This window comes from Ruegeria sp. CDSB114 (assembly GCF_059611025.1).
In genome coordinates this window covers 455,001-477,590 of the sequence record NZ_JBXWOT010000001.1, presented here as the reverse complement: position 1 = coordinate 477,590, position 22,590 = coordinate 455,001, and the positions used below count along the sequence as shown (strand labels likewise).

At 57.6% G+C, this 22,590-nt stretch carries 19 protein-coding genes; 7 read left to right on the top strand and 12 right to left on the bottom strand.

The window, feature by feature from the left end; all coding sequences use genetic code 11:
- Nucleotides 1–242: 242 nt before the first annotated feature.
- Nucleotides 243–1,706: a flavin-containing monooxygenase gene (locus AC2FIP_RS02375; RefSeq protein WP_496706081.1), complete on the top strand. Its 1,464-nt coding sequence runs from the start codon at nucleotides 243–245 to the stop codon at nucleotides 1,704–1,706.
- An 83-nt stretch (nucleotides 1,707–1,789) separates the two neighbouring features.
- Here AC2FIP_RS02375 and AC2FIP_RS02370 read toward each other — a convergent pair whose 3' ends face one another.
- The 4 genes from AC2FIP_RS02370 to zwf all read right to left on the bottom strand — a co-directional run bounded on the left by AC2FIP_RS02370 (nucleotide 1,790) and on the right by zwf (nucleotide 7,295).
- The gene (locus AC2FIP_RS02370; RefSeq protein WP_496785048.1) at nucleotides 1,790–3,409 is read right to left on the bottom strand and encodes a long-chain-fatty-acid--CoA ligase; all 1,620 of its coding nucleotides are present in this window, start codon (nucleotides 3,407–3,409) and stop codon (nucleotides 1,790–1,792) included.
- A gap of 151 nt (nucleotides 3,410–3,560) precedes the next feature.
- On the bottom strand, nucleotides 3,561–5,174 hold the full coding sequence (gene pgi, locus AC2FIP_RS02365) for a glucose-6-phosphate isomerase (protein ID WP_496785046.1): 1,614 nt from the start codon (nucleotides 5,172–5,174) through the stop codon (nucleotides 3,561–3,563).
- Nucleotides 5,175–5,178: 4 nt separating this feature from the next.
- Nucleotides 5,179–5,850, bottom strand: a complete 672-nt coding sequence (pgl, locus tag AC2FIP_RS02360) for a 6-phosphogluconolactonase (protein WP_496785045.1) — start codon at nucleotides 5,848–5,850, stop codon at nucleotides 5,179–5,181.
- Nucleotides 5,847–7,295, bottom strand: a complete 1,449-nt coding sequence (gene zwf / locus AC2FIP_RS02355; protein ID WP_496691175.1) for a glucose-6-phosphate dehydrogenase — start codon at nucleotides 7,293–7,295, stop codon at nucleotides 5,847–5,849. Before zwf ends, pgl begins: the two co-directional genes overlap by 4 nt.
- 163 nt (nucleotides 7,296–7,458) lie before the next feature.
- On the opposite strand from zwf, the gene AC2FIP_RS02350 reads away from it, so the two are divergent.
- Complete coding sequence (locus AC2FIP_RS02350) at nucleotides 7,459–8,412, top strand: radical SAM protein (RefSeq protein WP_496785044.1); 954 nt, start codon at nucleotides 7,459–7,461, stop codon at nucleotides 8,410–8,412.
- Here the strand turns inward: AC2FIP_RS02350 and AC2FIP_RS02345 are convergent, their stop codons facing one another.
- Nucleotides 8,413–9,108: a lipid-binding SYLF domain-containing protein gene (locus AC2FIP_RS02345; protein WP_496785042.1), complete on the bottom strand. Its 696-nt coding sequence runs from the start codon at nucleotides 9,106–9,108 to the stop codon at nucleotides 8,413–8,415.
- Between the two features lie 103 nt (nucleotides 9,109–9,211).
- Nucleotides 9,212–9,481 (bottom strand): usg protein, encoded by a 270-nt coding sequence (locus AC2FIP_RS02340; protein WP_142633572.1) that lies wholly within the window; start codon nucleotides 9,479–9,481, stop codon nucleotides 9,212–9,214.
- A 224-nt stretch (nucleotides 9,482–9,705) separates the two neighbouring features.
- Between AC2FIP_RS02340 and gyrA the strand changes: the two genes are divergently transcribed.
- Complete coding sequence (gene gyrA / locus AC2FIP_RS02335; RefSeq protein WP_496785789.1) at nucleotides 9,706–12,402, top strand: DNA gyrase subunit A; 2,697 nt, start codon at nucleotides 9,706–9,708, stop codon at nucleotides 12,400–12,402.
- A gap of 51 nt (nucleotides 12,403–12,453) precedes the next feature.
- Here gyrA and AC2FIP_RS02330 read toward each other — a convergent pair whose 3' ends face one another.
- The 4 genes from AC2FIP_RS02330 to AC2FIP_RS02315 form a co-directional block, all read right to left on the bottom strand.
- Entirely contained in the window at nucleotides 12,454–13,701 is a 1,248-nt protein-coding gene (locus AC2FIP_RS02330; RefSeq protein WP_496695588.1) for a DsbA family protein, read from the bottom strand.
- 89 nt (nucleotides 13,702–13,790) lie between these two features.
- On the bottom strand, nucleotides 13,791–15,260 hold the full coding sequence (locus AC2FIP_RS02325; protein ID WP_496785041.1) for a carboxypeptidase M32: 1,470 nt from the start codon (nucleotides 15,258–15,260) through the stop codon (nucleotides 13,791–13,793).
- Between the two features lie 5 nt (nucleotides 15,261–15,265).
- Nucleotides 15,266–16,411 (bottom strand): heme A synthase, encoded by a 1,146-nt coding sequence (gene ctaA / locus AC2FIP_RS02320; protein WP_496785040.1) that lies wholly within the window; start codon nucleotides 16,409–16,411, stop codon nucleotides 15,266–15,268.
- Nucleotides 16,412–16,473: 62 nt separating this feature from the next.
- Nucleotides 16,474–17,217 (bottom strand): RNA methyltransferase, encoded by a 744-nt coding sequence (locus AC2FIP_RS02315; protein WP_496785038.1) that lies wholly within the window; start codon nucleotides 17,215–17,217, stop codon nucleotides 16,474–16,476.
- A gap of 153 nt (nucleotides 17,218–17,370) precedes the next feature.
- Between AC2FIP_RS02315 and AC2FIP_RS02310 the strand changes: the two genes are divergently transcribed.
- The 4 genes from AC2FIP_RS02310 (at nucleotide 17,371) to AC2FIP_RS02295 (ending at nucleotide 20,594) form a co-directional block, all read left to right on the top strand.
- A complete protein-coding gene (locus AC2FIP_RS02310; protein WP_496785037.1) occupies nucleotides 17,371–17,991 on the top strand; it encodes a thiamine phosphate synthase in 621 nt (206 codons plus the stop codon).
- 56 nt (nucleotides 17,992–18,047) lie between these two features.
- The gene (locus tag AC2FIP_RS02305) at nucleotides 18,048–18,941 is read left to right on the top strand and encodes a PfkB family carbohydrate kinase (RefSeq protein WP_281972023.1); all 894 of its coding nucleotides are present in this window, start codon (nucleotides 18,048–18,050) and stop codon (nucleotides 18,939–18,941) included.
- Nucleotides 18,938–19,852 carry a pseudouridine-5'-phosphate glycosidase gene (locus AC2FIP_RS02300; protein ID WP_496785035.1) on the top strand — a complete coding sequence of 305 codons (915 nt, stop codon included), beginning with the start codon at nucleotides 18,938–18,940 and terminating at the stop codon, nucleotides 19,850–19,852. The genes AC2FIP_RS02305 and AC2FIP_RS02300 overlap by 4 nt, the downstream gene beginning before the upstream one ends.
- A gap of 64 nt (nucleotides 19,853–19,916) precedes the next feature.
- Nucleotides 19,917–20,594 (top strand): DUF502 domain-containing protein, encoded by a 678-nt coding sequence (locus tag AC2FIP_RS02295; RefSeq protein WP_142633557.1) that lies wholly within the window; start codon nucleotides 19,917–19,919, stop codon nucleotides 20,592–20,594.
- On the opposite strand, the gene AC2FIP_RS02290 is transcribed toward AC2FIP_RS02295, so the two are convergent.
- Nucleotides 20,595–21,620, bottom strand: a complete 1,026-nt coding sequence (locus AC2FIP_RS02290; protein ID WP_496785034.1) for a patatin-like phospholipase family protein — start codon at nucleotides 21,618–21,620, stop codon at nucleotides 20,595–20,597. It lies immediately after the preceding gene.
- Nucleotides 21,621–21,638: 18 nt separating this feature from the next.
- Nucleotides 21,639–22,412 (bottom strand): 3-hydroxybutyrate dehydrogenase, encoded by a 774-nt coding sequence (locus tag AC2FIP_RS02285; RefSeq protein ID WP_142633555.1) that lies wholly within the window; start codon nucleotides 22,410–22,412, stop codon nucleotides 21,639–21,641.
- Between the last annotated feature and the right edge of the window lie 178 nt (nucleotides 22,413–22,590).

Here is a 22,590-nt window from a genome sequence, read left to right as displayed (position 1 = left end):
GGTTTCAAAGGTTCATCTTCTAATTTTTCCATTCCCTTCAACCCAAAGTTGAGGGATAAGTTCCCAATTACATTTGCATTGAAGGACTTAGTCTGGGCCCAAGTTATTAGCAGGCTCAGGTGAACTTGAGATAAATTGAAAGAAGATTTTATGCCGGTCACGCTTGTCCCAAAGCCAAACCAGGCAGATCAGAAACGCCACTGGCAAGTCGCGAAACGGACATACGAGCATAAGGAAGTATCATGAAGCAGGTGAACTGTTTGATCATAGGTGCTGGTTTTGGCGGCATTGGTATGGGCTACCAGCTCAGACAAGCGGGAATCGACAGCTTCGCAATACTCGACAAGGCCACTGATTTTGGGGGCACTTGGCAGCATAACACCTATCCCGGTGCGGAATGCGATGTGCCCTCGCATTTGTATTCTTACTCTTTCAGCAAAACGCCGGACTGGAGCCGAAAATGGTCGGGACAGAAAGAGATTCTGGATTACATCCGGGATTGTGCGGAAACATTCGGAGTGATCGCGCATTTACGCCTTGGCTGCGCCGTCACTTCAGCAAGCTTCGATCCGACAAGTGAAATGTGGACTGTAACGACCAAGGGCAATGGAGATGAAACCTATCTCTGCCGCCACGTGGTTTGCTCGGTTGGTCAGTTGCACTTTCCCAACCGTATTGGGATACCGGGGATGAAGCTCTTCGGGGGAACCATATTCCATTCTGCCGAATGGCGCCATGATATCGACCTGAAGGACAAATCGGTTGCTGTGATTGGAAATGCAGCCAGCGCGCTGCAGTTCATCCCAGAGATCGCCAAACAGGCAGACATTCTGACAGTTTATCAACGCACGGCAAATTGGGTCATGCCCAAAGGCAACAAGACCTATGGCGAGAGCTTCAAGTCGCTGATGCGTTCGATGCCCTTCCTTCAAAAACTTTATCGCTTCCGCCTTTGGGCCGAGAATGAATTCAAGATCTTTCCAGTCATGAAAGGATCGAAACTGCACGAGATGCTGATGCAGAACATACTGAACCGGCATCTGGAAAAGACGATATCGGACCCAAAACTGCGCGAGGCGCTTCGGCCCAAATACCCGCCCGGCGCGCGTCGCCTTTTGGTCTCGGACAGCTACTATCAGACCCTGAACCAGGATAAGGTTGATCTGGTAACGGAGCGGATCGACTGTTTCACCAAAGATGGGATCAAGACCACAGACGGTACCGAACGCAACCATGATGTGGTCATTCTTGGCACCGGGTTCCAATCCAACCCCTTCCTGCAAGCTATTGATATCAAGGGACGTGATGGTATCTTGTTGCGCGATGTTTGGGATAAGGGTGGTGCGCGGGCCTATCTTGGTATTTCGGTTCCCAAATTCCCCAATCTGCACATTATTTACGGACCAAACACAAACCTTGGCCACACGACGGTACTGGCCATGATCGAAGCGCAAATCGGTTTTGTCATCCAACTTATCAAGGCGGCCGATCACGGCACGATCGAAGTAAAACCTGAGGCCGCATTGCGTTTCGATGACGAGATGCAACAGCGTCTTGCCAAAAGTCAGTGGGCGCGGATCAAGCGCAGCTATTACAAAGATGGCGAGCGGATAACCACCAACTGGCCAGGCAGTTCGTTCGAGTATTTCAGGCGCACGAGGAAACCCAAACTGGCAGATTTCAGGCGTGGAACTTCAGAAGGCTGAGGGGCTATAGATCTACGTTCGCCGCGAAGTCAGAAAACCCGGCAAACCATCGCGCTTGTGTCTGCCAGACCAGTGATCTTGCGCTAGGTACTCAGCAGACCTTTGAAGTCTTCCCGCAGGTTGCGTTTCAGGATCTTGCCAGTCGCGTTCAGTGGCAGCGCGTCCACAAAGACTACCCTGTCCGGGATCTGCCACTTGGCGATCTTACCACCAAAAAACGCCAGCAATTCTTCTTCGCTTGGGTTTGCCCCCTCGGCTTTCACCGCCACAAGAACGGGCCGTTCGTCCCATTTCGGATGCGGCACACCCACAACGGCTGCGCCTGCCAGCTTTGGATGTGCCACCGCGATATTCTCGAGCTCGACCGAACTGATCCATTCACCGCCGGATTTGATGATGTCCTTTGAGCGATCTCGGATCGTCATATACCCGTCCGGGTCCAGTGTCGCCACGTCGCCAGTGGCAAACCAACCGTCTTGCAGCAGACCCTGATCCTGCATCATGAAATAGCTGTCCAATACCCAGTATCCGCGCACCATCAGGTCTCCCTGTGTTTCACCGTCGCGCGGAAGCTCATTGCCCAGATCATCAACGATTTTCAATTCGACCCCATAACAAGGGCGGCCCTGACTTTCCCGAAGCCCATACTGCTCTTCTTTGGGCAGTTTTCCATGTTTCGCCAAGGGCTGGTTCGCGGTTCCCAGCGGGCTCATCTCGCTCATCCCCCAGGCGTGGACTGTATCAACACCGTAGGTTTCGCGGAACGTCTCGATCATCGACGGCGGACATGCCGCCCCACCAATAACTGTGCGCTCAAGACTGGACAGTTGACTGCCCGACTTCTTGGCAGAGGCCAGCAGACCCTGCCAGATCGTCGGCACACCCATGGCCAGTGTCACCCCATAGTTGTCAATCAAATTGACCAATGCCTCGCCATGCAAATCTGGTCCCGGTAATACCATCCGAGACCCAGACATCGCGCAAGCGTACGGCGATCCCCAAGCGTTCACATGGAACATCGGTACAACTGGCAGTACCACATCCATCGCCGAATACCCGATCACGTCACGCGTGTTGGACCCAAAACTGTGCAAAACTGTCGAGCGATGGGAATAGAGCACCCCCTTGGGGTTTCCGGTTGTGCCCGAGGTGTAACAAAGGCTTGAGGCTGTGTTTTCGTCCAGTCTGGGCCATTGAAAGCCGGAATCACCGGTTTCGATCAGCTCATCATAGAACTGCACCCCTGGAACCTGCACGATTGCGTCATCATTCCGCGGACCCATAAACACGAAATGCTGCACCTCTGTCAGGTGGTCCTTCAAAGCGGCGACAAGCGGGATGAATGTGGCGTCGAAAAACAGAATCCGGTCCTGCGCATGATTGATGATATAGGTCAGCTGCTCTGGAAACAGCCTGGGGTTTACGGTGTGGCACACGAATCCAGCACCCGAAGTGCCATAGTAAATTTCCAGATGGCGGCGGTTGTTCCATGCCAATGTCGCTATCCGAGCGTGCGGTTCCAGCCCAAGACCTAACAGTGCAGAACCCAATTTTCGCGCGTTTTCGGCGACTTGCGACCAGTTTGTTTCAGTTAAACTGCCGTCAGTTTCGACAGAATAAATCTCGGTTTGGCCATGATAGCGATCGGCATGCTCGATCAGTGACGAGATCAGCAACGGTTGCGTCATCATTTGTCCCAGCATGGACATCCTCCCTGTGTCGGGGCCGCTTTTTGCAGCACCTTCTTGTTTGCCACGCATCTTTGACTGTTGGCGCGGTCAAAAGAAATCCTGCCAAGCATTTAATTGTCTGACAATAGAAGAATGCGTCATGCAAGGGCTGCAAAGCTGGCTTTTATTCGGTTTCCCGGTGCAACATGGCATAGGCAACAAGGGCGGCGGTTGACCCGTCTTTGGTCTCGGTACCTTCTGCACCGTCCACGATTGGCCCCAGTGAAGTCGCCAGTTCCTTGCCCAGTTCAACGCCCCACTGGTCAAAAGAGTTGATCCCCAACAGGACCCCTTCGACGAATACGCGATGCTCGTACAGGGCGATGATCTGCCCCAGAACAAAAGGCGTTAGCTTGGGGTACATCAGCGTGGTCGAGGGACGATTGCCAGCAAACACCCGATGTCGGGCCTGACGTTCGCATTCTTCACCCGTCAACCCTTTGTCGGCCATGCGCTGCCGCGCCTCGTCCAGCGATCGGCCGCGCATCAGCGCCTCGGACTGGGCCAGACAGTTGGCCAGCAGCAGCCGGTGATGGTGGGTCAGCTCAGGTTCATGTCCCTCGGCAGCGACCATGAATTCGCAAGGGATAACGTCTGTGCCCTGATGGATCAGCTGATAAAACGCATGCTGACCATTGGTACCAGGCTCACCCCAGACCACTGGACCCGAAGGAATGGTTAGCGCGCTGCCGTCCATGGCAACGGATTTGCCATTCGACTCCATCTCGAGCTGCTGAAAATATGCGGGCAAGCGCAGGAGACGCTGATCGTATGGCAGCACGGCCCGGCTGGCATGTCCCAGAACCTGCCGATGCCAGATACCGGTCAAAGCCAACATCACCGGCATATTCTCGGACCAATCGGCGGCGCGAAAATGCACGTCCATTGCCTGTCCACCGCGCAAAAACGCGTCAAAGGCCGTCGAGCCTACGGCAATCATCACCGGCAGGCCCACAGGCCCCCAAACCGAATAACGCCCGCCGACCCAATCGGCGAAACCAAACACGCGCTGTTCGGAAATGCCAAAGGCCTGAGTCTTGTCCAAAGCACTGGAAACCGCAGCAAACTGTCGGGCCGGCTCCCCGCCGCCATCGACCATCCAGGCGCGCGCGGTGCGGGCATTGGTCATGGTTTCAATGGTCGTGAACGTCTTGGACGCGACAATCACAAGTGTCCGCATCGGATCCAGCTGCCGTAGAACATCGGCAATATGTGCCCCGTCTACATTCGAGACATAGTGCAGCCGTGGCCCATCGTGATACGGAGCCAGCGCATGCGTGGCCATAACCGGTCCCAGATCAGACCCACCAATTCCGATATTCACCACATCGGTAAAGCTGCCCCCTGCCCCGGCCACGGCGCCACCGCGCACCTCTTCGGCAAAGACACGCATCCGCTGCAGCGTATCCAGAACGCCAGGCATGACATCCAGACCATCCACGTCGACCGGACCGCCATCCAGATTCCGCAATGCCGTATGCAGAACCGAGCGTTCTTCGGTTTCATTGATCTTGGCACCCGCAAACATCGCGTCGCGCCTGTCGGCAAGCCCCGCCTCGTCGCATAGGCGGATCAGGGCCGCGCGAATATCCGTGTCAATCTGCGTCTTTGAATAGTCAAACAGCATATCGCCCGTCGAGGTCGAGAAAACCTGTGCCCGATCCACGTCTTGTTCGAACAAGTCCAAAATGGAACGACCGCCATCTGACGCAAATGCCTTGAGAGTATCCAGGTTCATAACTCTACTCCGCCCAATGGACCGTCATGCCGCCCAACACAGCAGCAATCGGTGCCTCTTTGGGATGCAGGGACATGGCTCGGTCCAGCGCCTTGCGTTTGGTTTCCCCAAAAATCACCAGATGCTTAGACAATGCGCCGTCCAAGACCGGAGCCGTTAATGTAATCCGCGCCTCGGGCTGAACTTCGGGTCGGGCCACGGCCAAAGGTGGCGCATGCCCGTCCAATGCGGTGGCCAACCCGTCCATCCCCGGAAACAGCGAGGCGGTGTGCATATCTTCGCCCATACCCAGCATGAGAACCGAAAGAGGCAGCACGGGCGCAATCAAGCTTTCAATTTCGGGCAGCACCGATTCCGGATCTTTGCCATCCAGATACAGCGGCACATATTGCGCGACCGAGGCGCGATTGGTCAGCAAACGCTCTTGGATCAGCCGCGCATTTGCGCGATCGCTGTCGCTGGGCACGCACCGTTCATCCGTTGGCAGAATTCGGACCCGGTCCCAATCCAAATCAGCGGCACACAATCCGTCAAAGACCGGCCCGGGTGTGGTACCGCCCGGCACAGCAAAAGAGACCAGATCGTGATGCAGCAGCGCCGCCTCAAGATCTCCGGCGATAGCATTGGCCACGTCGATGGCTAGCATATCCCGGTCGGCGTATTCCTGAATTTTCATGGGTTTATCCCTTGCCAACGGCGACCGTCCCGTTTCATCAGCAGCTCGGCGTCGCCCGGCCCAGTGCTGCCGCTCTCATAAGGTTTCGGCACGTCGCCACGCGCCTGCCATCCTGCGATGATCGGGTCTGTCCAGGCCCAGGCGGCCTCGACCTCATCACCGCGCATGAACAGCGTCTGATTGCCTCGGATCACATCCATCACCAGACGTTCATAAGCGTCTGGCGGGTCCTGGTTCTCGGCGCCCAATGCCTCGGCAAAGCTCATATCCAGAGGCACGTCGACCAAACGCATACCTCCTTGCCCGGGCTCTTTGATCGTCACTTTCAGCGTGATGCCCTCATTTGGCTGCAGGCGGATCGACAGCGCATTCGCATGACGACCGGCATCCGCTCCAAAGATCGAGTGCGGAGCGTCTTTGAACATCACGTTGATCACCGAAGACCGGGCCACAAGGCGCTTGCCTGTGCGCAAGTAGAACGGTGTTCCCGCCCATCGCCAGTTGCTGATATGCGCCCGCAGCGCCACATAGCTTTCCGTGGTCGAGCGCGGATTTCCAACCGCTTTGCGGTAACTTGAACTTTCGCCCTCAAACTGCCCCCGCACGATATGATGCGGCTTTACCGGGTCCAGAGCGCGAATGACCTTGAGCTTTTCATCACGCACCGCATCCGGGTCGAACTTGGCCGGAGGTTCCATGGCGATCAGGCACAAAAGCTGCATCAGGTGGTTCTGCATCATGTCGCGCATTGCGCCTGCGCGCTCGTAATACTCTTCACGGCCGTTAATTCCGACGGATTCTGCTACGGTGATCTGGATATGGTCGACATACTGGCTGTTCCAAAGTGGTTCGAACAACATGTTGCCGAACCGAACAGCCATCAGGTTTTGGACGGTTTCCTTGCCCAGATAGTGGTCGATTCGATAGATTTGACTTTCCCTGAAATGCGCGGCCAGCGTGGCATTCAAAGCCCGCGCACTTTCCAGATCATGGCCAAAGGGTTTTTCAACCACGATCCTCGTCTGCGGCGTTGTCAGATCATACGCCTCGATCCGTTCCGCCAGAGGGCCAAACAACCGCGGCCCCACCGAAAAATAGAACGCCCGAACCCGATCCGGCTGAAGCTTCTGCGCAAGCTCGGCCCAGCCATGATCCGCAACAGCATCCAATGTCACATAATCAACCCGCTGCAAAAACGCGTTCAGCGCAGCGGTGTCCTGACTGTGTCGTCCGGCATGAGCCTCAAGCGAGTTGCGGACCAAATTGCGGAACTTGTCACGGTCGTAATCCGTTCGGGCCGCCCCGATTACTTGCGCGCCTTCAGCCCATTGGCCAGCACAAAACCGGCGAAACAGAGCGGGCAGGATTTTACCCTGCGCCAGATCGCCGGTTCCGCCAAAAATGACCAGATCAAAGGGGTCTACAGGTATGACGCGAGAAACCATGTGTTTTCCTTACCTTGCCCTATGCTCAATGTCCAATGTTAGCGCAACCATTTTTGCGGATTTCCGCGACATCAATTCTCTGTCAGTTCACCCATGTCTCACTTTGCGAAATGGTCTGAAACCTCTAATTCAAGGTGACAACAGAAAAGAACCGGAAACCGGAATGAAAGACAACGCCCCTCAGATCGTCAATATCGGCAAGTTTCAAAACAAATTGGTGACAGCGGATGGCCAGACTCGTGCCTCGGTGGCGTTGACCAACCCCGAGACGCTCTGGTTCAATACCGGGACTCTGTGCAACATCGAATGTGTGAACTGCTATATCGAAAGCAGCCCGACCAATGATGCGTTGGTCTATATTTCGGCGGGTGAAGTGCGGGACTATCTGGACCAGATCGAAGACAGAAACTGGCCCGTGCGTGAGATTGGCTTTACCGGTGGTGAGCCGTTCATGAACCCCGACATGATCGAGATGGCGCGCGCGGCTCTGGAACGCGGCTATGAGGTGTTGATCCTGACCAACGCCATGCGGCCAATGATGCGCCAAAAGATGCGCGAGGGATTGACTGAACTTCAGCGCGACTACGCTGGGAAACTGACGCTGCGGGTATCGCTCGACCATTATCGTGCCGACCTGCACGATAAGGAACGTGGCAAAGGCAGTTTTGACAAAACCGTGGAAGGTATGAAGTGGCTACGCGATGGCGGATTCCGGATGGCTGTTGCCGGCAGAACCGTATGGGGCGAGGACGATGAAAAAAGCCGTCAGGGATATGCTACGTTATTCAACCACCACGGGTTTGGCATCGACGCGCATGACCCTGCGCGAACGGTCCTTTTCCCTGAAATGGACGAAACCGTCGAAGTGCCGGAAATTACAACCGCCTGCTGGGGTATCCTGGACAAATCACCCGCGACTGTGATGTGCGCCAGTGCCCGGATGGTGGTCAAACGCAAGGGCGCTGAAAAACCGGCCGTTCTGGCCTGCACGTTGCTGCCTTATGAGCCGGAGTTCGAGATGGGGCATACGCTGGCCGAGGCGGAAGCGGACGTGCACCTTAACCATCCGCATTGTGCCAAATTCTGCGTTCTGGGCGGGGCCAGCTGCTCGGCTTGATCAGTTCAGTTCCGGCGATTTCCAGAATTTTGTACCCGACGCGCCCGCTGCCACGCGCCACCCTGACTTGGACAGTTCAAAAAAGGACCGACCATCGGTGAATCGCACGGTTTCCTTCGTGTTTTCGTCGCCGTACATGGCACCGGTTTCGGCGGTCGCGTCATAGCCTTGAGTGATGAACTTATCCAGATCAGCAGCTGTTTCGAACATGATCACAAACTTGGATTCAAAGCCGCCGATGCCGATCGCGCCACCCACGCCGCCTGTTCCCATGTTCATATATGTGTGCTGGCCGGAGTCCTTTGAAACCGCCACACCCCGCCCATAGCCCGCCGAGACCGGAAACACGGTAACCTTGCGCGAGTCGAACACGGCATAGCCGACACAGACCTCGTACAGTGATTGCGCTTCGGGATTTTCGGCCAGCAACTGATCCAGAATCTGCGTGGCCAATGTGTCCAGCTTGGCGCGCGTCTCTTCCGGAGTGGCCTCATTGCTTAGCAATTCGGTGGTCGAGTCGACCGTACCCTCAACAGCTTTCGCGCCTTTATCGATTGTCTCGCCAACGGTTTCGGCCCCTTGCCCGACAACGTCAGCCGCGTTTGCCGCGCCTTTTTTGATCTTGTCCAAAACTCCCTCAGCGGCGACTGACCCACCAAGCAAAACGGCGGCGACAAACAGCAACATTCTGGGCATGCGGCATTTCCTCAGCTGATCAATGGTTTGGACACGACCCTAGCCTAAGAAAATCAAATGGAACACGCCCTTTCGTTACACAGCCAATAATCTGTCAGGGCGGCTAATTCACCCGAAACTCGCCAACTTGATTGCGCCACTCTCCGGGCGCGATCATCTTACGGTGGGTGAATTTTACGGAATGTAAGGGGCCTTCGATCTCTCGCTGCCAGAAATCAATGAACTCGAACAGTTTCGGATGATCCGGCGCCAGATCGTATTCCTGCCAGATGAAGGTGTTCAGAACATGGATATAGTCGGGCATGTGGTAGAATAATTCCGCCGTTGTCAGCCCATAACCTTTAAGCATCAATTCCGTTTCGCTGCGCTCCATTTCGACCTCAATATTAATTGCAAGGTCCCCCTATTGTATCACGAAAACACCCTAATCCTTAGTTAACAATATGTTACCGTGATGTTACCGGAGTTTCTCACTTGCAAAATGGTTGCTTGCTTGCACCTTATGTGCCGGGTCTGATAAGGTGTATCCACAAGATATAGAGTCTGCATACAGAACGGGCAGTTTACGTGAGCGATACGCCAGAAGTTCCTGAAAATATGGATGAAAACCCACCAGAACGCCCCGTTTACGGTGGCCCGACGGTCTCCATCGAATCCGAAATGCGCACGTCCTATCTGGACTATGCGATGTCGGTCATTGTTAGCCGTGCGATTCCTGATCTGCGCGATGGGTTGAAACCGGTACATCGGCGCATCCTTTACGCGATGCACGAGACCGGAAACACCCATGACAAATCCTATCGCAAATCGGCCCGTCCGGTCGGCGACGTAATGGGTAAATACCACCCACATGGCGACAGCGCGATCTATGACGCGTTGGTGCGGATGGCTCAGGATTTCTCGATGTCGCTGCCGCTGCTGGACGGTCAGGGCAACTTTGGCTCGATGGACGGCGATAACCCGGCGGCCATGCGCTATACCGAAGTGCGGATGGACAAGCCCGCCGCCTCTCTGCTGGCGGATATCGAGAAAGACACCGTCGATTTTCAGGACAACTATGACGGCAAAGACAGAGAGCCGACAGTCCTGCCCGCACGGTTCCCGAACATGCTGGTCAACGGCGCTGGCGGCATTGCCGTGGGCATGGCGACCAATATCCCGCCGCACAATCTTGGTGAGGTGGTCGACGCCACCCTAGCCCTGATCGACGATCCCGATCTGACGTCCGAGCAGCTGATCGAGTATGTTCCAGGCCCCGACTTCCCGACCGGCGGCGTAATGCTGGGCCGGTCCGGCGCGCGCAAAGCCTATCTGGAAGGGCGCGGCAGCGTCATAATTCGCTCGAAGACCCGCGTCGAGGAAATCCGCAAAGACCGCTATGCCATCGTGGTTGATGAGATTCCATATCAGGTGAACAAGGCTTCGATGATCGAAAAGATCGCCGAGGCCGTGCGTGAGAAGAGGATTGAAGGCGTCAGCCACGTTCAGGACGAATCCGACCGTAACGGCGTACGCGTGGTGGTCGAACTGAAACGTGATGCCACGCCCGAAGTTGTATTGAACCAGCTTTTCCGTTTTTCGCCGATGCAAACCTCGTTTGGCTGCAACATGCTGGCGCTGAATGGTGGGCGACCCGAGCAACTGACTCTGCGCCGGTTCCTGACCTCCTTCATTGACTTCCGCGAGGACGTCGTCGCCCGTCGCACTGCGTACGACCTGCGCAAAGCCCGCGAACGCAGTCACATCTTGTGCGGTTTGGCCGTGGCAGTTTCGAATGTGGATGAGGTGGTTGCAACCATCCGCTCATCCGCTGACGCCGCGCAAGCGCGTGAAAAGCTGATGACCCGCCGCTGGCCCGCGGCTGAGATCGAAAGCTATCTGCGCCTGATCGACGACCCTCTGTCCATGATGAACGACGACGGCACCTATAACCTGACCGAAGTTCAGGCCCGCGCGATCCTCGACCTGCGTCTGCAGAGATTGACCCAGATCGGTGTCAAAGAGGTTACAGACGAACTGGAAGAACTGGCGGGTAAGATCCAGGAATACCTGGATATTCTGTCCTCGCGAGAGCGCATCATGTCGATTATCGGGGATGAGCTGCGCAGCGTGCGTGAACAGTTTGCCGTGCCCCGTCGCACCGAGATCGTCGATTGGTCCGGCGACATGGAAGACGAGGACTTGATCGAGCGTGAGGATATGGTCGTGACCGTCACGTCGGGCGGCTACATCAAGCGTACTCCGCTGGCCGATTTCCGGGCGCAAAAACGTGGTGGCAAGGGCCTGTCGGGAATGCAGACCAAGGAAGAGGACGTCGTTACCAACCTCTTCGTGGCGAACACGCATACACAGTTGTTGTTCTTCACCACTGACGGGATGGTCTACAAGCTCAAAACCTGGCGTCTGCCGCAATCCGGGCGCACTGGCAAGGGCAAGGCCATTGTCAACATCCTGCCGATTCCGACCGGGGTTTCGATCGCGGCGATCATGCCCGTGGATGTGCCGGACGAAGAATGGGAAAACCTGCAGATCATCTTTGCCACCAGCGCAGGCGATGTGCGCCGGAACCGACTGTCGGATTTCACCAATGTCCGCCGCAACGGCAAGATTGCGATGAAATTGCCCGAAGGCATCGAACTGGTGAATGCACGCATCTGCTCTGAAGACGAAGATGTGATGCTGGTCACCAATTCGGGCCGCGCAATCCGGTTCCGCACCACTGATGTGCGCGTGTTCAACTCACGCGAATCCACCGGTGTTCGGGGTATAAGGCTGAGCGGTGGCGACCGTGTCGTCTCGATGTCGGTGATCCGCCACTTTGAAGCTGATCCGGATGAACGCGCCGCCTATCTCAAGATGCGCCGCGCAGTGGCAGGCATCGCCGATGACGGTGAGACGGATGAGGATGAAGCAACCCCCGACACCATCACGCAGGAACGCTATGCCGAAATGTCCGCTGCCGAAAACATGATCCTGACGATCACCACGGGCGGTGCAGGCAAGCTGAGCTCCAGCCACGACTACCCGGTCCGCGGACGCGGCGGCATGGGTGTTGCGGCGATGGACAAGGCAATGCGCGGCGGAGCACTTGTGGCCTCGTTCCCGGTCGATATCGAAGATCAGATCATGCTGGCCACGTCCAAAGGTCAGTCGATCCGGGTCCCGATCGAAGGCATCTCGTTCCGCTCGCGGTCAGCAGGTGGCGTGAAGGTGTTCAACACCGGCAAAGGCGAAGAGGTTGTCAGCGTCGCCTGGATCGCCGATCAGGGTGACGAGGAAACCGAAGAAGAGTAAACACCATACTGGTGGGAACAGGGCGCCGCTCCATCGGGGTGGCGCCCTTTTTTATGCGCGCACCAGATCATCCACGAGCCAAAGACGGTCCTGCCCCCAAATGCTTTGTCCTGCAATGTGGAAACTGGGAACACCCCACAGGCCGGTCTCTTGCAGTCTTGCCTGATTGGCTTCAACCCGGTCGCTCCAGCCATGTGTGCCCAGGCAAGCGCGTGCCTCGTCCCAGTTCAACCCGGCTGCTGCAACGATACGCGCCAGGCCGTGATCCGTCTCTGGATCAACTCCTTCCGACCACACAGATCGCATGAAGACCGAGCAGAATGCAGCCATCTTCCCCTGGGATTCGGCATGATCCAGCAGGGAATATCCACGCTCCACACCCGCGCCCAACGGATCACAGATACGCCCGAACGGAATGCCCAACCTACGCGCCTCACGCGCGCAATCGCGTAGGATATAGCCCGATTTGACCGTGGGAACTGGCAGTCCACGCATCAGCATCGGCAGGACTGGCCGCAGGATCAGACGGGCGCTGTGACGGTTGGCAAGGGACTGAACACGGTCAAAGGCCAAGTAGGAATACGGGCTGCGGAACGAGAAAAAGAACTCCAGCTCTTTGCCGGCTGCGTTGCTGATTTCCGGTGAGGGATTTGGCGGAGCTATGATCGGTGGCGCGCTTTTGCCAAGCCCGGCCCCCTGCAATCTTTCTTCTAGGTAATGCAGCCGATCCAGACCCCAATACCATTCCCCGCCATAGTAGAACGTTCCGCCAAGATAGTGCCCCAAGGCTGCCAACGCACTGTCACCGGCATGCAGAGCCTTTGATGGGTCGATGGCCGTGCCCAATGGCAGATCACTGCCAGACAACAGAGCCCTGTTGACCCTATCCAGTTGGGCGGCAAAGTCCGACGCATCAAGGCAGGCCGCCAACAGACCATTGGCTTGCGCCTGCGCTTCAGCGCTGCACTTCAGTGGCACCTCCAACCCAAGTTTTGTCGCCAGCCGCGACGCGTCAGCAATCGCATTCTGCCGATGGGCGTCTGCGTCGGGAATAGCTTCCGATGGCGGCCCCGAGATCAGATGCGGGCGCAGCTTGACCCGGTAGCGGTCCTGAAACAGCGAAAGTATCTGCGCGGTCAGATGAGAAAAAGGATCAGCAACATCGTGGAAATAGTGCACCTCATGACCGGTGCCACGCACCCTGCGGCGAACCTCATGCGCCTGCCGTCGTGCAGTCAGAACCGCTTGGCTTGTGATGATCTGAGCAAGCCGGGATTTTACTTTGCGGTCAAGGGACAAAGGGCTCTCCGAGTGAGTGCTTTGCCTGCCACTTTAGCCGTGACCGCGTAAAAGACCACGCGCTTACACGGCGATGTGAGCAGGCATATCTAGACCCCGTAAAGCGCCCCGAATTTTGCCTCGAGATAGGCCAGCAGAGGTTCCGGCCCCGGCTCCATACCGCTGGCGCGTTGGATGATGTCGCGGGGGGCGAACAGGCCACCATGGCGCTGCACGTTGTCGCGCAACCAACCAGTGGCACCCGACGTATCGCCTATGGCCAGCTGGGCGTCCAGATCAGGCAGTGCGGACCTCAGGGCCTGATTCAAGCACCCTGCATAGACATTGCCCAACGAGTAGGTCGGGAAATACCCGAACAGACCGACGGACCAATGGACATCCTGCAAGCATCCGTTCGACGGCCTATCGACCGCATAGCCGAAATCCGCCTTGAACCGGTCGTTCCATGCACCCTCAAGGTCTCTGACCTGCAGATCACCGCTCATCAACGCACGCTCAAGATCAAAGCGCAGCATGATGTGCAGGTTATACTGCACCTCATCCGCCTCGGTGCGGATATAGCCGTTATGGACCCGGTTGACCGTGGCATAGAACGCATCGGCATCGGCGACGCCGAAATTGCCAAAAGCCTCGACCATCTGGCCAAACAGCCAGCCAGTATAGGCGCGTGATCGACCCAGTTGGTTTTCGTAAATCCGGCTCTGGCTTTCATGCACGCCCATCGACACGCCCTGCCCCAGCGGGGTCAAAAGGTAGGCTGGGTCGATGCCCTGTTCATAGGCGGCGTGGCCGACCTCGTGAATGGTTGAATAGAAACAGTTGAACGGATCGGTCTCGCTGGTGCGCGTGGTGATCCGCACGTCCAATCCGCTGCCCGAGCTGAACGGGTGAACGGCCTTGTCGACCCGGCCAGTGTTCAGGTCGTAACCGAATCCGGTGGCCAGCTTCTGTGACAGTTGCATCTGGGTCGCTGCGTCAAACGTCCCAGTCAGGGCGGCCGGTCCGGGTTGGTCCAGTACGGCTGCTCGCAATGCCACCAGACGCGGACGCATCTGGTCAAAGATCGCAGCGATCTGAGTGCCGGTCGTATAGGGCTCGTAATCTTCAACCATGGCGTCATAGACATCACCGCCCTGTGCCAGGGCCTGACCTTCCTGACGTTTGAGCGCCACAACCTCTTCCAACACGGGCAAAAAGGCCGCCACATCCTCATCGGCGCGTGCCTGTGCCCATGTGCCCTGCGCGGCTGAGGTAACGCGTGCGATGGTCTTGGCCAAATCGGCGGGCACTTTCACGGTCCGCTCATAGGACCGGCGGATCTCGCGCAGTTGCGCGCGGGCGACATCGTCCTGCAGCTCGGCCTGCTCCAGCAACTCTGCCACACGCGGATCAGACCGTCGGGCATGCAAAACAGATTCGATCGCGGCCATTTCTTCTGCGCGCTGCGGTGCTGCGCCGCGCGGCATCACTGTTTCCTGATCCCATCCCAGACGCCCGGCAATCTGACCAAGGGCCGAAATTTCACGTTGGAAGGCCATCAGTTCATCATAGGCAGTCATCTGGGTCAGGCTCCGCGGATCGAAGTTGCGATGGGATAGGCTGTCAGGAAGCGCGCACGCAGGATCAGAGTCCACACGATCACGGCCATGAACTGGTGGAAAATGGCGATCTGCCAGGGGGCCGCGTAGATCACGGTCATGATCCCGACAACCACCTGCAGCGACAAGGCTGCGAACATCGTGTTGAAGGCAAAGCGCGTTTGCGGATGCGCACTGGAATTGCCACGCCGCCAGACAACGATGGCAAAGATGAACAGCAGATAACCCGCGCAACGATGGATGAACTGCACAAGCCCGGGGCTTTCGAAAAAGTTCCGCCACATCGGTTCCAGTATCGCCGCGTCCGGCGGGAAAATCTGCCCGCCGATCAATGGCCAGTCGGTATAAGACCGCCCAGCGTCGATACCTGCGACAAGTGCACCGATGAGGATCTGCAGGAATGCGAAATGCATCAGGCCGGTAGACAGGGAAAACAGTTTGGCCTCTTTCGCGCGGCGGGCCTGCATCAGGTCACGCTCTTCCCGGCCAAGTTCGAACATATACCAGGCGAGGAAACCCAAGATCACAAAGGCCAGACCCAGATGGATTGCCAGGCGATAGCTGGCAACGGCGATCATCCCCTCGCCCTGTGTTACGCCGGACGCAACCATCCACCAGCCAACCGCTCCCTGAATCCCACCCAAAGCACCTGGGATCATCAGCTTGCCGGTCCAGCCTGTTGGTATCTTGCGGGCAATAAGGAACCCGAAGAACCCAAGAGCCCAGACCAGCCCGATCACGCGGCCCAACTGCCGGTGGCCCCATTCCCACCAATAGATGGATTTGAAATCCGCCAGCTCCATCCACTGGTTCTGAATGCGCCACTGGTCGATTTGCTTGTACTTGTCGAACTCGGCCTGCCAGTCGACCTCGGTCATCGGCGGGACAGCCCCGGTAAGCGGTCGCCATTCGGTGATCGACAGCCCGCTATCGGTCAGGCGGGTCAGCCCGCCCACAGCGATCATCACAACCACAAGTGCAAACAGGATCATCAGCCAGGCCCGGATGGCCTTGCGCGCGCCGCCACGGCCCCGGTCAATCATACCAGGCTGAACCGCTTGTTGTTTTTCAGAGTCTGAGACCTCTTCGAAGATGCTGCGCTTGCCGCTCATGCGTTCCTCATGTGTCTTGAATTTCGTTGCAAGCTAGGCCCCCCTTAAGGGTAGGTCCAGCCTTACCCTTTGTCTTTCCAACGGACCATCTGACGCATGACCCCGTGCAACATCTGCACATCCGCCCGCGTCATCCGCATCCGCGACCACAGATTGCGCAGATTGGTCTTCATGCTTTCGGCTTTTTCGGGGGGGTAAAAGAACCCCGCCTCTTCCAACCGGTCCTCGTAATGTTCGACCAGCTTTTCAACCTCGATCCCCGTGGCCCAGTCGCCTTTGCCCAAATCGGTTGCCTCATGCACGACATCGACGGTCTGGCGCATCCACTCATAGGCGGTCAGCAACACGCATTGCCCAAGGTTCAGCGAGGCATATTCGGGGTTCACCGGGACCGAGATGATGGCATTGGCCTTGGCGATATCCTCATTCTCAAGCCCTGCCCGTTCCGGGCCGAACAGCACGGCGACATTTTCACCCGCAGCGACCTTTTCAGCCGCTACCTGCATGGCGCGTTCAGGGCTGTAGACCGGCTTGGTCAACCCGCGCTGGCGGGCCGTAGTAGCAAAGACATAGGTACTGTCAGACAGCGCGCCAGCCAGATCGTCAAACAGCTGCGCCTCATCCAGCAGACGGCCCGCACCGCTGGACATCGCCACTGCCTTGGGGTTTGGCCAGCCATCACGTGGGGCCACGATCCGCATCCGGTCCAGCCCGAAATTCCACATCGCCCGCGCGGCGGCACCGATGTTTTCACCCATCTGCGGGCGCACGAGCACAAATGAGGGCTGGGATTTGTCGCTGGGCATGGTTGTCTCCGAAAACTGCGCCTGCTGTAATCGTCGCGCCAACGCAGGGCAAGCCATTGGCGGCGCCAATTCTGCCTGAAACAGGCATAAAAGTTTGCTTCCGGCCCGCAATCCGCTAAACCGCGCAAAAGACTTAAAGCTAAGGACGCGCCGATGGACACCCCCGAGCAGCCGCAGATTTACCTGATCACCCCGCCGACCATCACGTTGAGCACGTTCCCCGACCAACTGGCCCGCGTTCTGGACAGCACCGAAATCGCCTGCATCCGTCTGGCCCTTGCCGGGAATGACGAGGATACGATTGCCCGCGCCGCTGATGCCTGCCGCGAGGTGGCACATACGCGGGACGTGGCGCTGGTGATTTCCAACCACGTCCTGTTGGCGCAGCGTCTGGGTCTGGATGGGGTGCATCTGGATGACGGCGCGCGCTCGGTCCGGTATGTGCGTAAGGAATTGGGTGCCGATGCCATTGTCGGCTGCTTCTGCGGCACCTCCAGCCATGACGGCATGTCGGCTGGTGAGGCCGGGACGGATTATGTCGCCTTTGGCCCGGTTGGCACGTCCTCCTTGGGTGACGGAACCGTGGCCGAGCACGATCTGTTCCAGTGGTGGTCCGAGATGATCGAAGTGCCGGTTGTGGCAGAAGGCGGCCTGACCCCCGAATTGATCCGCGACCTCAGCCCCTGCACCGATTTCTTTGGCATCGGGGATGAAATCTGGCCACAGGAAGACCCAGCCGCCGCACTGAAAACTTTGATCGCCGCCATGGGCTGAACCGGGTGTGAGCGTTAACCCTTGCACCCACGCCGGGGCTGCGGCATGACGTCGACATGACTCAGAACAGCGAAATTCTTTGTATCGGTTCTGTCCTGTGGGACGTGATCGGACGTTCTGCCAGCGCCATGCGGCAGGGGTCGGATGTTCCCGGCAGGATCACCCGCCTGCCCGGAGGCGTGGCAATGAACATTGCCATGACGCTGGTGCGGTTTGGTATGACTCCCACCCTGTTGACCGCCATTGGCCGCGATCCCGAAGGGGATGAGCTGGTCAATGCCTGCGCCCGGCTAGGGATGGTAACGGATCACATCTATCGCTCGCAGGACCTGCCGACCGACCGATATATGGCTGTCGAGGGCGCCAATGGGTTGATTGCCGCGATTGCGGACGCCCATTCACTTGAGGCTGCAGGGGCAAAAATTCTGAAACCCCTGATGCAAGGCCCATTAGGCACAGAGACCATGCCATTTGATGGTCCTGTTGCTTTGGATGGCAACCTGACGCTGTCGCTTTTGGAAGAAATCGCGCAAAGCCCAGCCTTCGCCGGAGCCGACCTGCGCGTGGCACCGGCCTCACCCGGCAAGGCCGATCGCCTGCTGCCTTTCCTCAAACATGCCCGCGCGACGCTTTATGTGAACCTCGAAGAGGCTGGCATCCTGTGCCAGCGCGAATTCGCGGATTCGGCAAGCGCCGCCAAGGGGCTACTGGATCGCGGCGCGCTGCGCGTGCTTGTGACCGATGGCGGCAGTTCAGCAACTGTTGCCAGCGCTGAGGAAATCTTGACCCAAAAACCCCCATCCGTTCTGGTCACCCGTGTGACCGGCGCAGGTGATACATTCATGGCGGCGCATATCGCATCCGAGGCCACCGGTGCCCCAAGCGATGAGGCCCTTTCACGTGCCCTGCATGCCGCCGCAACTTACGTTTCCGGAGAAACCCCACTGTGATCAACATTCAATATTCTGCCGAGGTTCGCGCCGCCAAAGACGCAGGCCAACCCATCGTTGCGCTGGAAAGCACGATCATCACCCACGGTATGCCCTACCCGCAGAACATCGAGGTTGCGGCACAGGTTGAACAAGACATCCGAGAGGCGGGCGCTGTGCCAGCCACCATGGCGGTGATCAATGGTACGCTTCACGTCGGTCTGGAAGCCGAAGAGTTGAGAGCGCTGGGCCAAGCGCATGGGGTCGCCAAACTGTCCCGTGCCGATATGGCCGCCTGCATGGCAACCGGTGGGACCGGTGCAACAACGGTCGCCGCAACCATGATCGCCGCCCATCACGCCGGGATCGACGTTTTCGCCACCGGCGGTATTGGAGGCGTCCACCAAGGGGCTGAGACCTCGTTCGATATCTCTGCTGACCTGCACGAATTGGCCCATACCCCGGTCACGGTTGTTGCCGCAGGCGCCAAAGCCATCCTCGATCTGGCCAAGACGCTTGAGGTTCTGGAAACACTGGGCGTTCCGGTCATTGCCTATGGCCAGGACGAATTTCCGGCCTTCTGGTCGGCAAAATCCCCGCTGGCAGCCCCTCTGCGCATGGACAGTGCGGAAGACATCGCGCACGCACATGCGACCAGACGCGCGCTTGGCCTGCCCGGCGGCCAACTTGTCGCCAATCCGATCCCGGAGGCCGATCAGATCCCATCCGAGGAACTGGCCCCGATCATCGCCTCGGCACAGGCGGATGCAAATGCGCATCGGATCAGCGGTAAAGGGGTTACTCCCTACCTGTTGCAACGGATTTATGAGCAGACCGAAGGTCGTTCTCTGACCGCTAATATCGCATTGGTCCGCAACAATGCCCGTCTGGCAGCCGGGATCGCCCGCGCCCTGTCTGCCAAGGCGGATTGACAAATTGCTATTGTACCAAGGCCAAGGACTGCTTAACTAAATTCGCAAGCCACTCAGGACCGTAATGAACACTCCTTTTGACGAAGAACCCAACCGACAGCCCGGCCTGTTCTCAAGGCTGCGCGCGTCCTTTCTGACGGGCATCGTCGTTATTGCTCCGGTGTGGTTGACGATCTGGCTGATCTGGTCTGTTGTCGGCTGGATCGACAGTGCGGTTCTGCCGCTGGTTCCCCACCAATTCCAGCCTGAACAATATGTTGGCATCAACCTGCGCGGTGTAGGTGTCATCTTTTTTCTGGTGTTCACCGTCGTGGTTGGCTGGGTTGCCAAGGGCATCCTGGGCCGGTCCTTTATCTCGTTCACCGAAAGCCTGGTGAACAGGATGCCGGTCATCCGGTCCATCTATTCAGGCATCAAGCAGATTTCCGAGACCGTCTTTGCCCAGACTGAACGGTCATTTGAAAAAGCCTGTCTGGTTCAATATCCGCGCCGTGGCATCTGGGCCATCGGGTTCGTCTCGACCACCGCTAAGGGAGAAGTCAACGAACGCGCAGAAGCAGGTGGCGATCTGTACAGCGTGTTCATTCCGACGACACCCAACCCGACATCGGGGTTCCTGCTGTTCTTCCCGATCGAGGACGTCATCCTTTTGGACATGTCGATCGAAGATGCCGCCAAGCTGGTAATTTCGGCCGGTCTTGTTTACCCAAACGACAAAGACCCGACCCAGCCACCAGAGTGACTATCCGAACATTTCCGGCAGATTGACCGTGCTGCGTGCACCCAAATCGGCCTTGTGATCTGTCAAAAACTGATCAGCTGCATTGCGGCCAGCTTCTTTGAGCTTATGCAGGACCACAGGGTTGGGCACTGTCTTGGTCGCGACCGAGAGGTCATTCATCAGCGCATCATCAGCAATCATGTGGACCAGAACGCGGCTCATTTCGCCTGCCTTCAGCTTGCCTTCCTCCAGCAACCGCTGAACAAAGCTGATGGCCCGCAACTCTCGAAACAGTGATGAGTTAAAGCCGATCTCATTGATCCGGTTCTGGATTTGCTGCGGTGTCTTGGGAATCTCTTCCCGTTCCAGAGGGTTGATGTTCACGATCACCACATCCTCGGGCAGATCGGAATTGAACAAGGGATACAGGGCCGGATTGCCGGTATATCCCCCATCCCAATAGGCCTCGGTCCGGCCCGATTTCGGGTCGAAAATCTCGACCGCCTGAAACATGGTGGGCAGGCAGGCAGATGCGAGGATAGCGTCGGTCGACAGCTCATCCCCGGTGAACACCCGTATCTTCCCGCTGCGCACGCATGTCGCGCAGACATACAGACGCGGACCTTCGGCAGCGCATATTTCATCGAAATCAAAGCGCTCAACCACGGGTTCCAGGGGGTTGCGGTAGAACGGCCCATAGGCATAAGGAGATACCAACCGCGACCAGGCGTCGCCTACAGCAAACGGCAGCGAATTTTCGATGGACTGTGCGATATGTGAGGGCACAAACGCACGCATCCAATTGGTCAGGTTCGTATCGTCGACGGCCCCCATACGGGCCCAGAGCGCATCCAGATTGGTGCGCGCGCCCTCCCGGCCGCCCCGTACCATGCCAGACTTATAGGCCGCACCGTTCAGTGCGCCTGCCGATGTTCCGGTGATCGCCGCGACTTCGATATCATCTTCGTCCAGCAGACGATCCAGCACACCCCAAGTGAACGCTCCGTGCGCGCCGCCGCCCTGCAAAGCCAGATTGATACGTTTCACTGCCCTACTCCCCAAGGCTCAGAGCGCGGTCCACCCGCCATCAACTGAAATCGTCGTGCCGGTGATCTGCGCCGCCGCATCCGAGCACAGAAAGATCGTCGTACCGCCCAGTTGTTCGACCGTAGCGAATTCTTTCGAAGGTTGCCGCTTTAGCAGGACATTCTTCACGACATCCTCACGGCTCATATCGTATTCTTTCATCGTATTGGGTATCTGCTCTTCGACCAGCGGCGTCAGCACATATCCCGGGCAAATCGCATTACAGGTAATCGGCTCTTGTGCGGTCTCGAGGGCTACGGTTTTGGTCATCCCGACAACACCGTGCTTGGCCGCGATATAGGCGGCTTTGAAAGGCGATGCCGTCAACCCATGGGCCGATGCAATATTCACCACCCGTCCCCAGCCCGCCTTGCGCATCATCGGCAACGCGGCGGCAGTGGTGTGAAAGGCCGAGTTCATGTTGATCGCAATGATCGCGTCCCATTTGTCGGTTGGAAACTGATCAATCGGCGCCACATGCTGAATGCCGGCATTGTTGACCAGGATATCGCAGGCTCCAGCCTTTTCGATCAGCGCCCGACACTCGTCACCCTTGGACATGTCCGCTTTGATATAGCGCGCGTTGGTTCCGGTTTCCTGCCCGATCTCTGCGGCCAGAGCATGATCTTCGTCGCGGTCAGTAAACGAATTCAGCACCACATCCGCCCCGGCCTTGGCCAGCTCGCGGGCGATGCCCAGCCCGATGCCCGAATTCGATCCTGTGATGATTGCTGTTTTGCCCGAAAGACTCATGGGTGCTCTCCGTCAGATTCCGTGTTGACGGCACAGTGCCATGCTGCACCTGCAAAGAAAACGGGGAAAGATTGGGCGCGCTGTATCAGCGAAAATCGCACAAAAAAAACGCCCGCACGAAGCGGGCGTTAAGTTATTGAGGCAGGTTTCATACAGGCAAGAAACCTATCGAGCAGTA

Excerpts from the sequence above, each read along its gene's own strand:
- AC2FIP_RS02350 (WP_496785044.1), top strand. The coding sequence starts at position 7,459 with ATGAAAGACAACGCCCCTCAGATCGTCAATATCGGCAAGTTTCAAAAC.
- pgi (WP_496785046.1), bottom strand. The coding sequence starts at position 5,174 with ATGAACCTGGATACTCTCAAGGCATTTGCGTCAGATGGCGGTCGTTCC.
- AC2FIP_RS02325 (WP_496785041.1), bottom strand. The coding sequence starts at position 15,260 with ATGACTGCCTATGATGAACTGATGGCCTTCCAACGTGAAATTTCGGCC.
- pgl (WP_496785045.1), bottom strand. The coding sequence starts at position 5,850 with ATGAAAATTCAGGAATACGCCGACCGGGATATGCTAGCCATCGACGTG.
- AC2FIP_RS02315 (WP_496785038.1), bottom strand. The coding sequence starts at position 17,217 with ATGCCCAGCGACAAATCCCAGCCCTCATTTGTGCTCGTGCGCCCGCAG.
- AC2FIP_RS02375 (WP_496706081.1), top strand. The coding sequence starts at position 243 with ATGAAGCAGGTGAACTGTTTGATCATAGGTGCTGGTTTTGGCGGCATT.
- AC2FIP_RS02305 (WP_281972023.1), top strand. The coding sequence starts at position 18,048 with ATGACTCAGAACAGCGAAATTCTTTGTATCGGTTCTGTCCTGTGGGAC.
- gyrA (WP_496785789.1), top strand. The coding sequence starts at position 9,706 with ATGGATGAAAACCCACCAGAACGCCCCGTTTACGGTGGCCCGACGGTC.
- AC2FIP_RS02340 (WP_142633572.1), bottom strand. The coding sequence starts at position 9,481 with ATGGAGCGCAGCGAAACGGAATTGATGCTTAAAGGTTATGGGCTGACA.
- AC2FIP_RS02345 (WP_496785042.1), bottom strand. The coding sequence starts at position 9,108 with ATGCCCAGAATGTTGCTGTTTGTCGCCGCCGTTTTGCTTGGTGGGTCA.
- AC2FIP_RS02370 (WP_496785048.1), bottom strand. The coding sequence starts at position 3,409 with ATGCTGGGACAAATGATGACGCAACCGTTGCTGATCTCGTCACTGATC.
- zwf (WP_496691175.1), bottom strand. The coding sequence starts at position 7,295 with ATGGTTTCTCGCGTCATACCTGTAGACCCCTTTGATCTGGTCATTTTT.
- ctaA (WP_496785040.1), bottom strand. The coding sequence starts at position 16,411 with ATGAGCGGCAAGCGCAGCATCTTCGAAGAGGTCTCAGACTCTGAAAAA.
- AC2FIP_RS02295 (WP_142633557.1), top strand. The coding sequence starts at position 19,917 with ATGAACACTCCTTTTGACGAAGAACCCAACCGACAGCCCGGCCTGTTC.
- AC2FIP_RS02285 (WP_142633555.1), bottom strand. The coding sequence starts at position 22,412 with ATGAGTCTTTCGGGCAAAACAGCAATCATCACAGGATCGAATTCGGGC.
- AC2FIP_RS02310 (WP_496785037.1), top strand. The coding sequence starts at position 17,371 with ATGGACACCCCCGAGCAGCCGCAGATTTACCTGATCACCCCGCCGACC.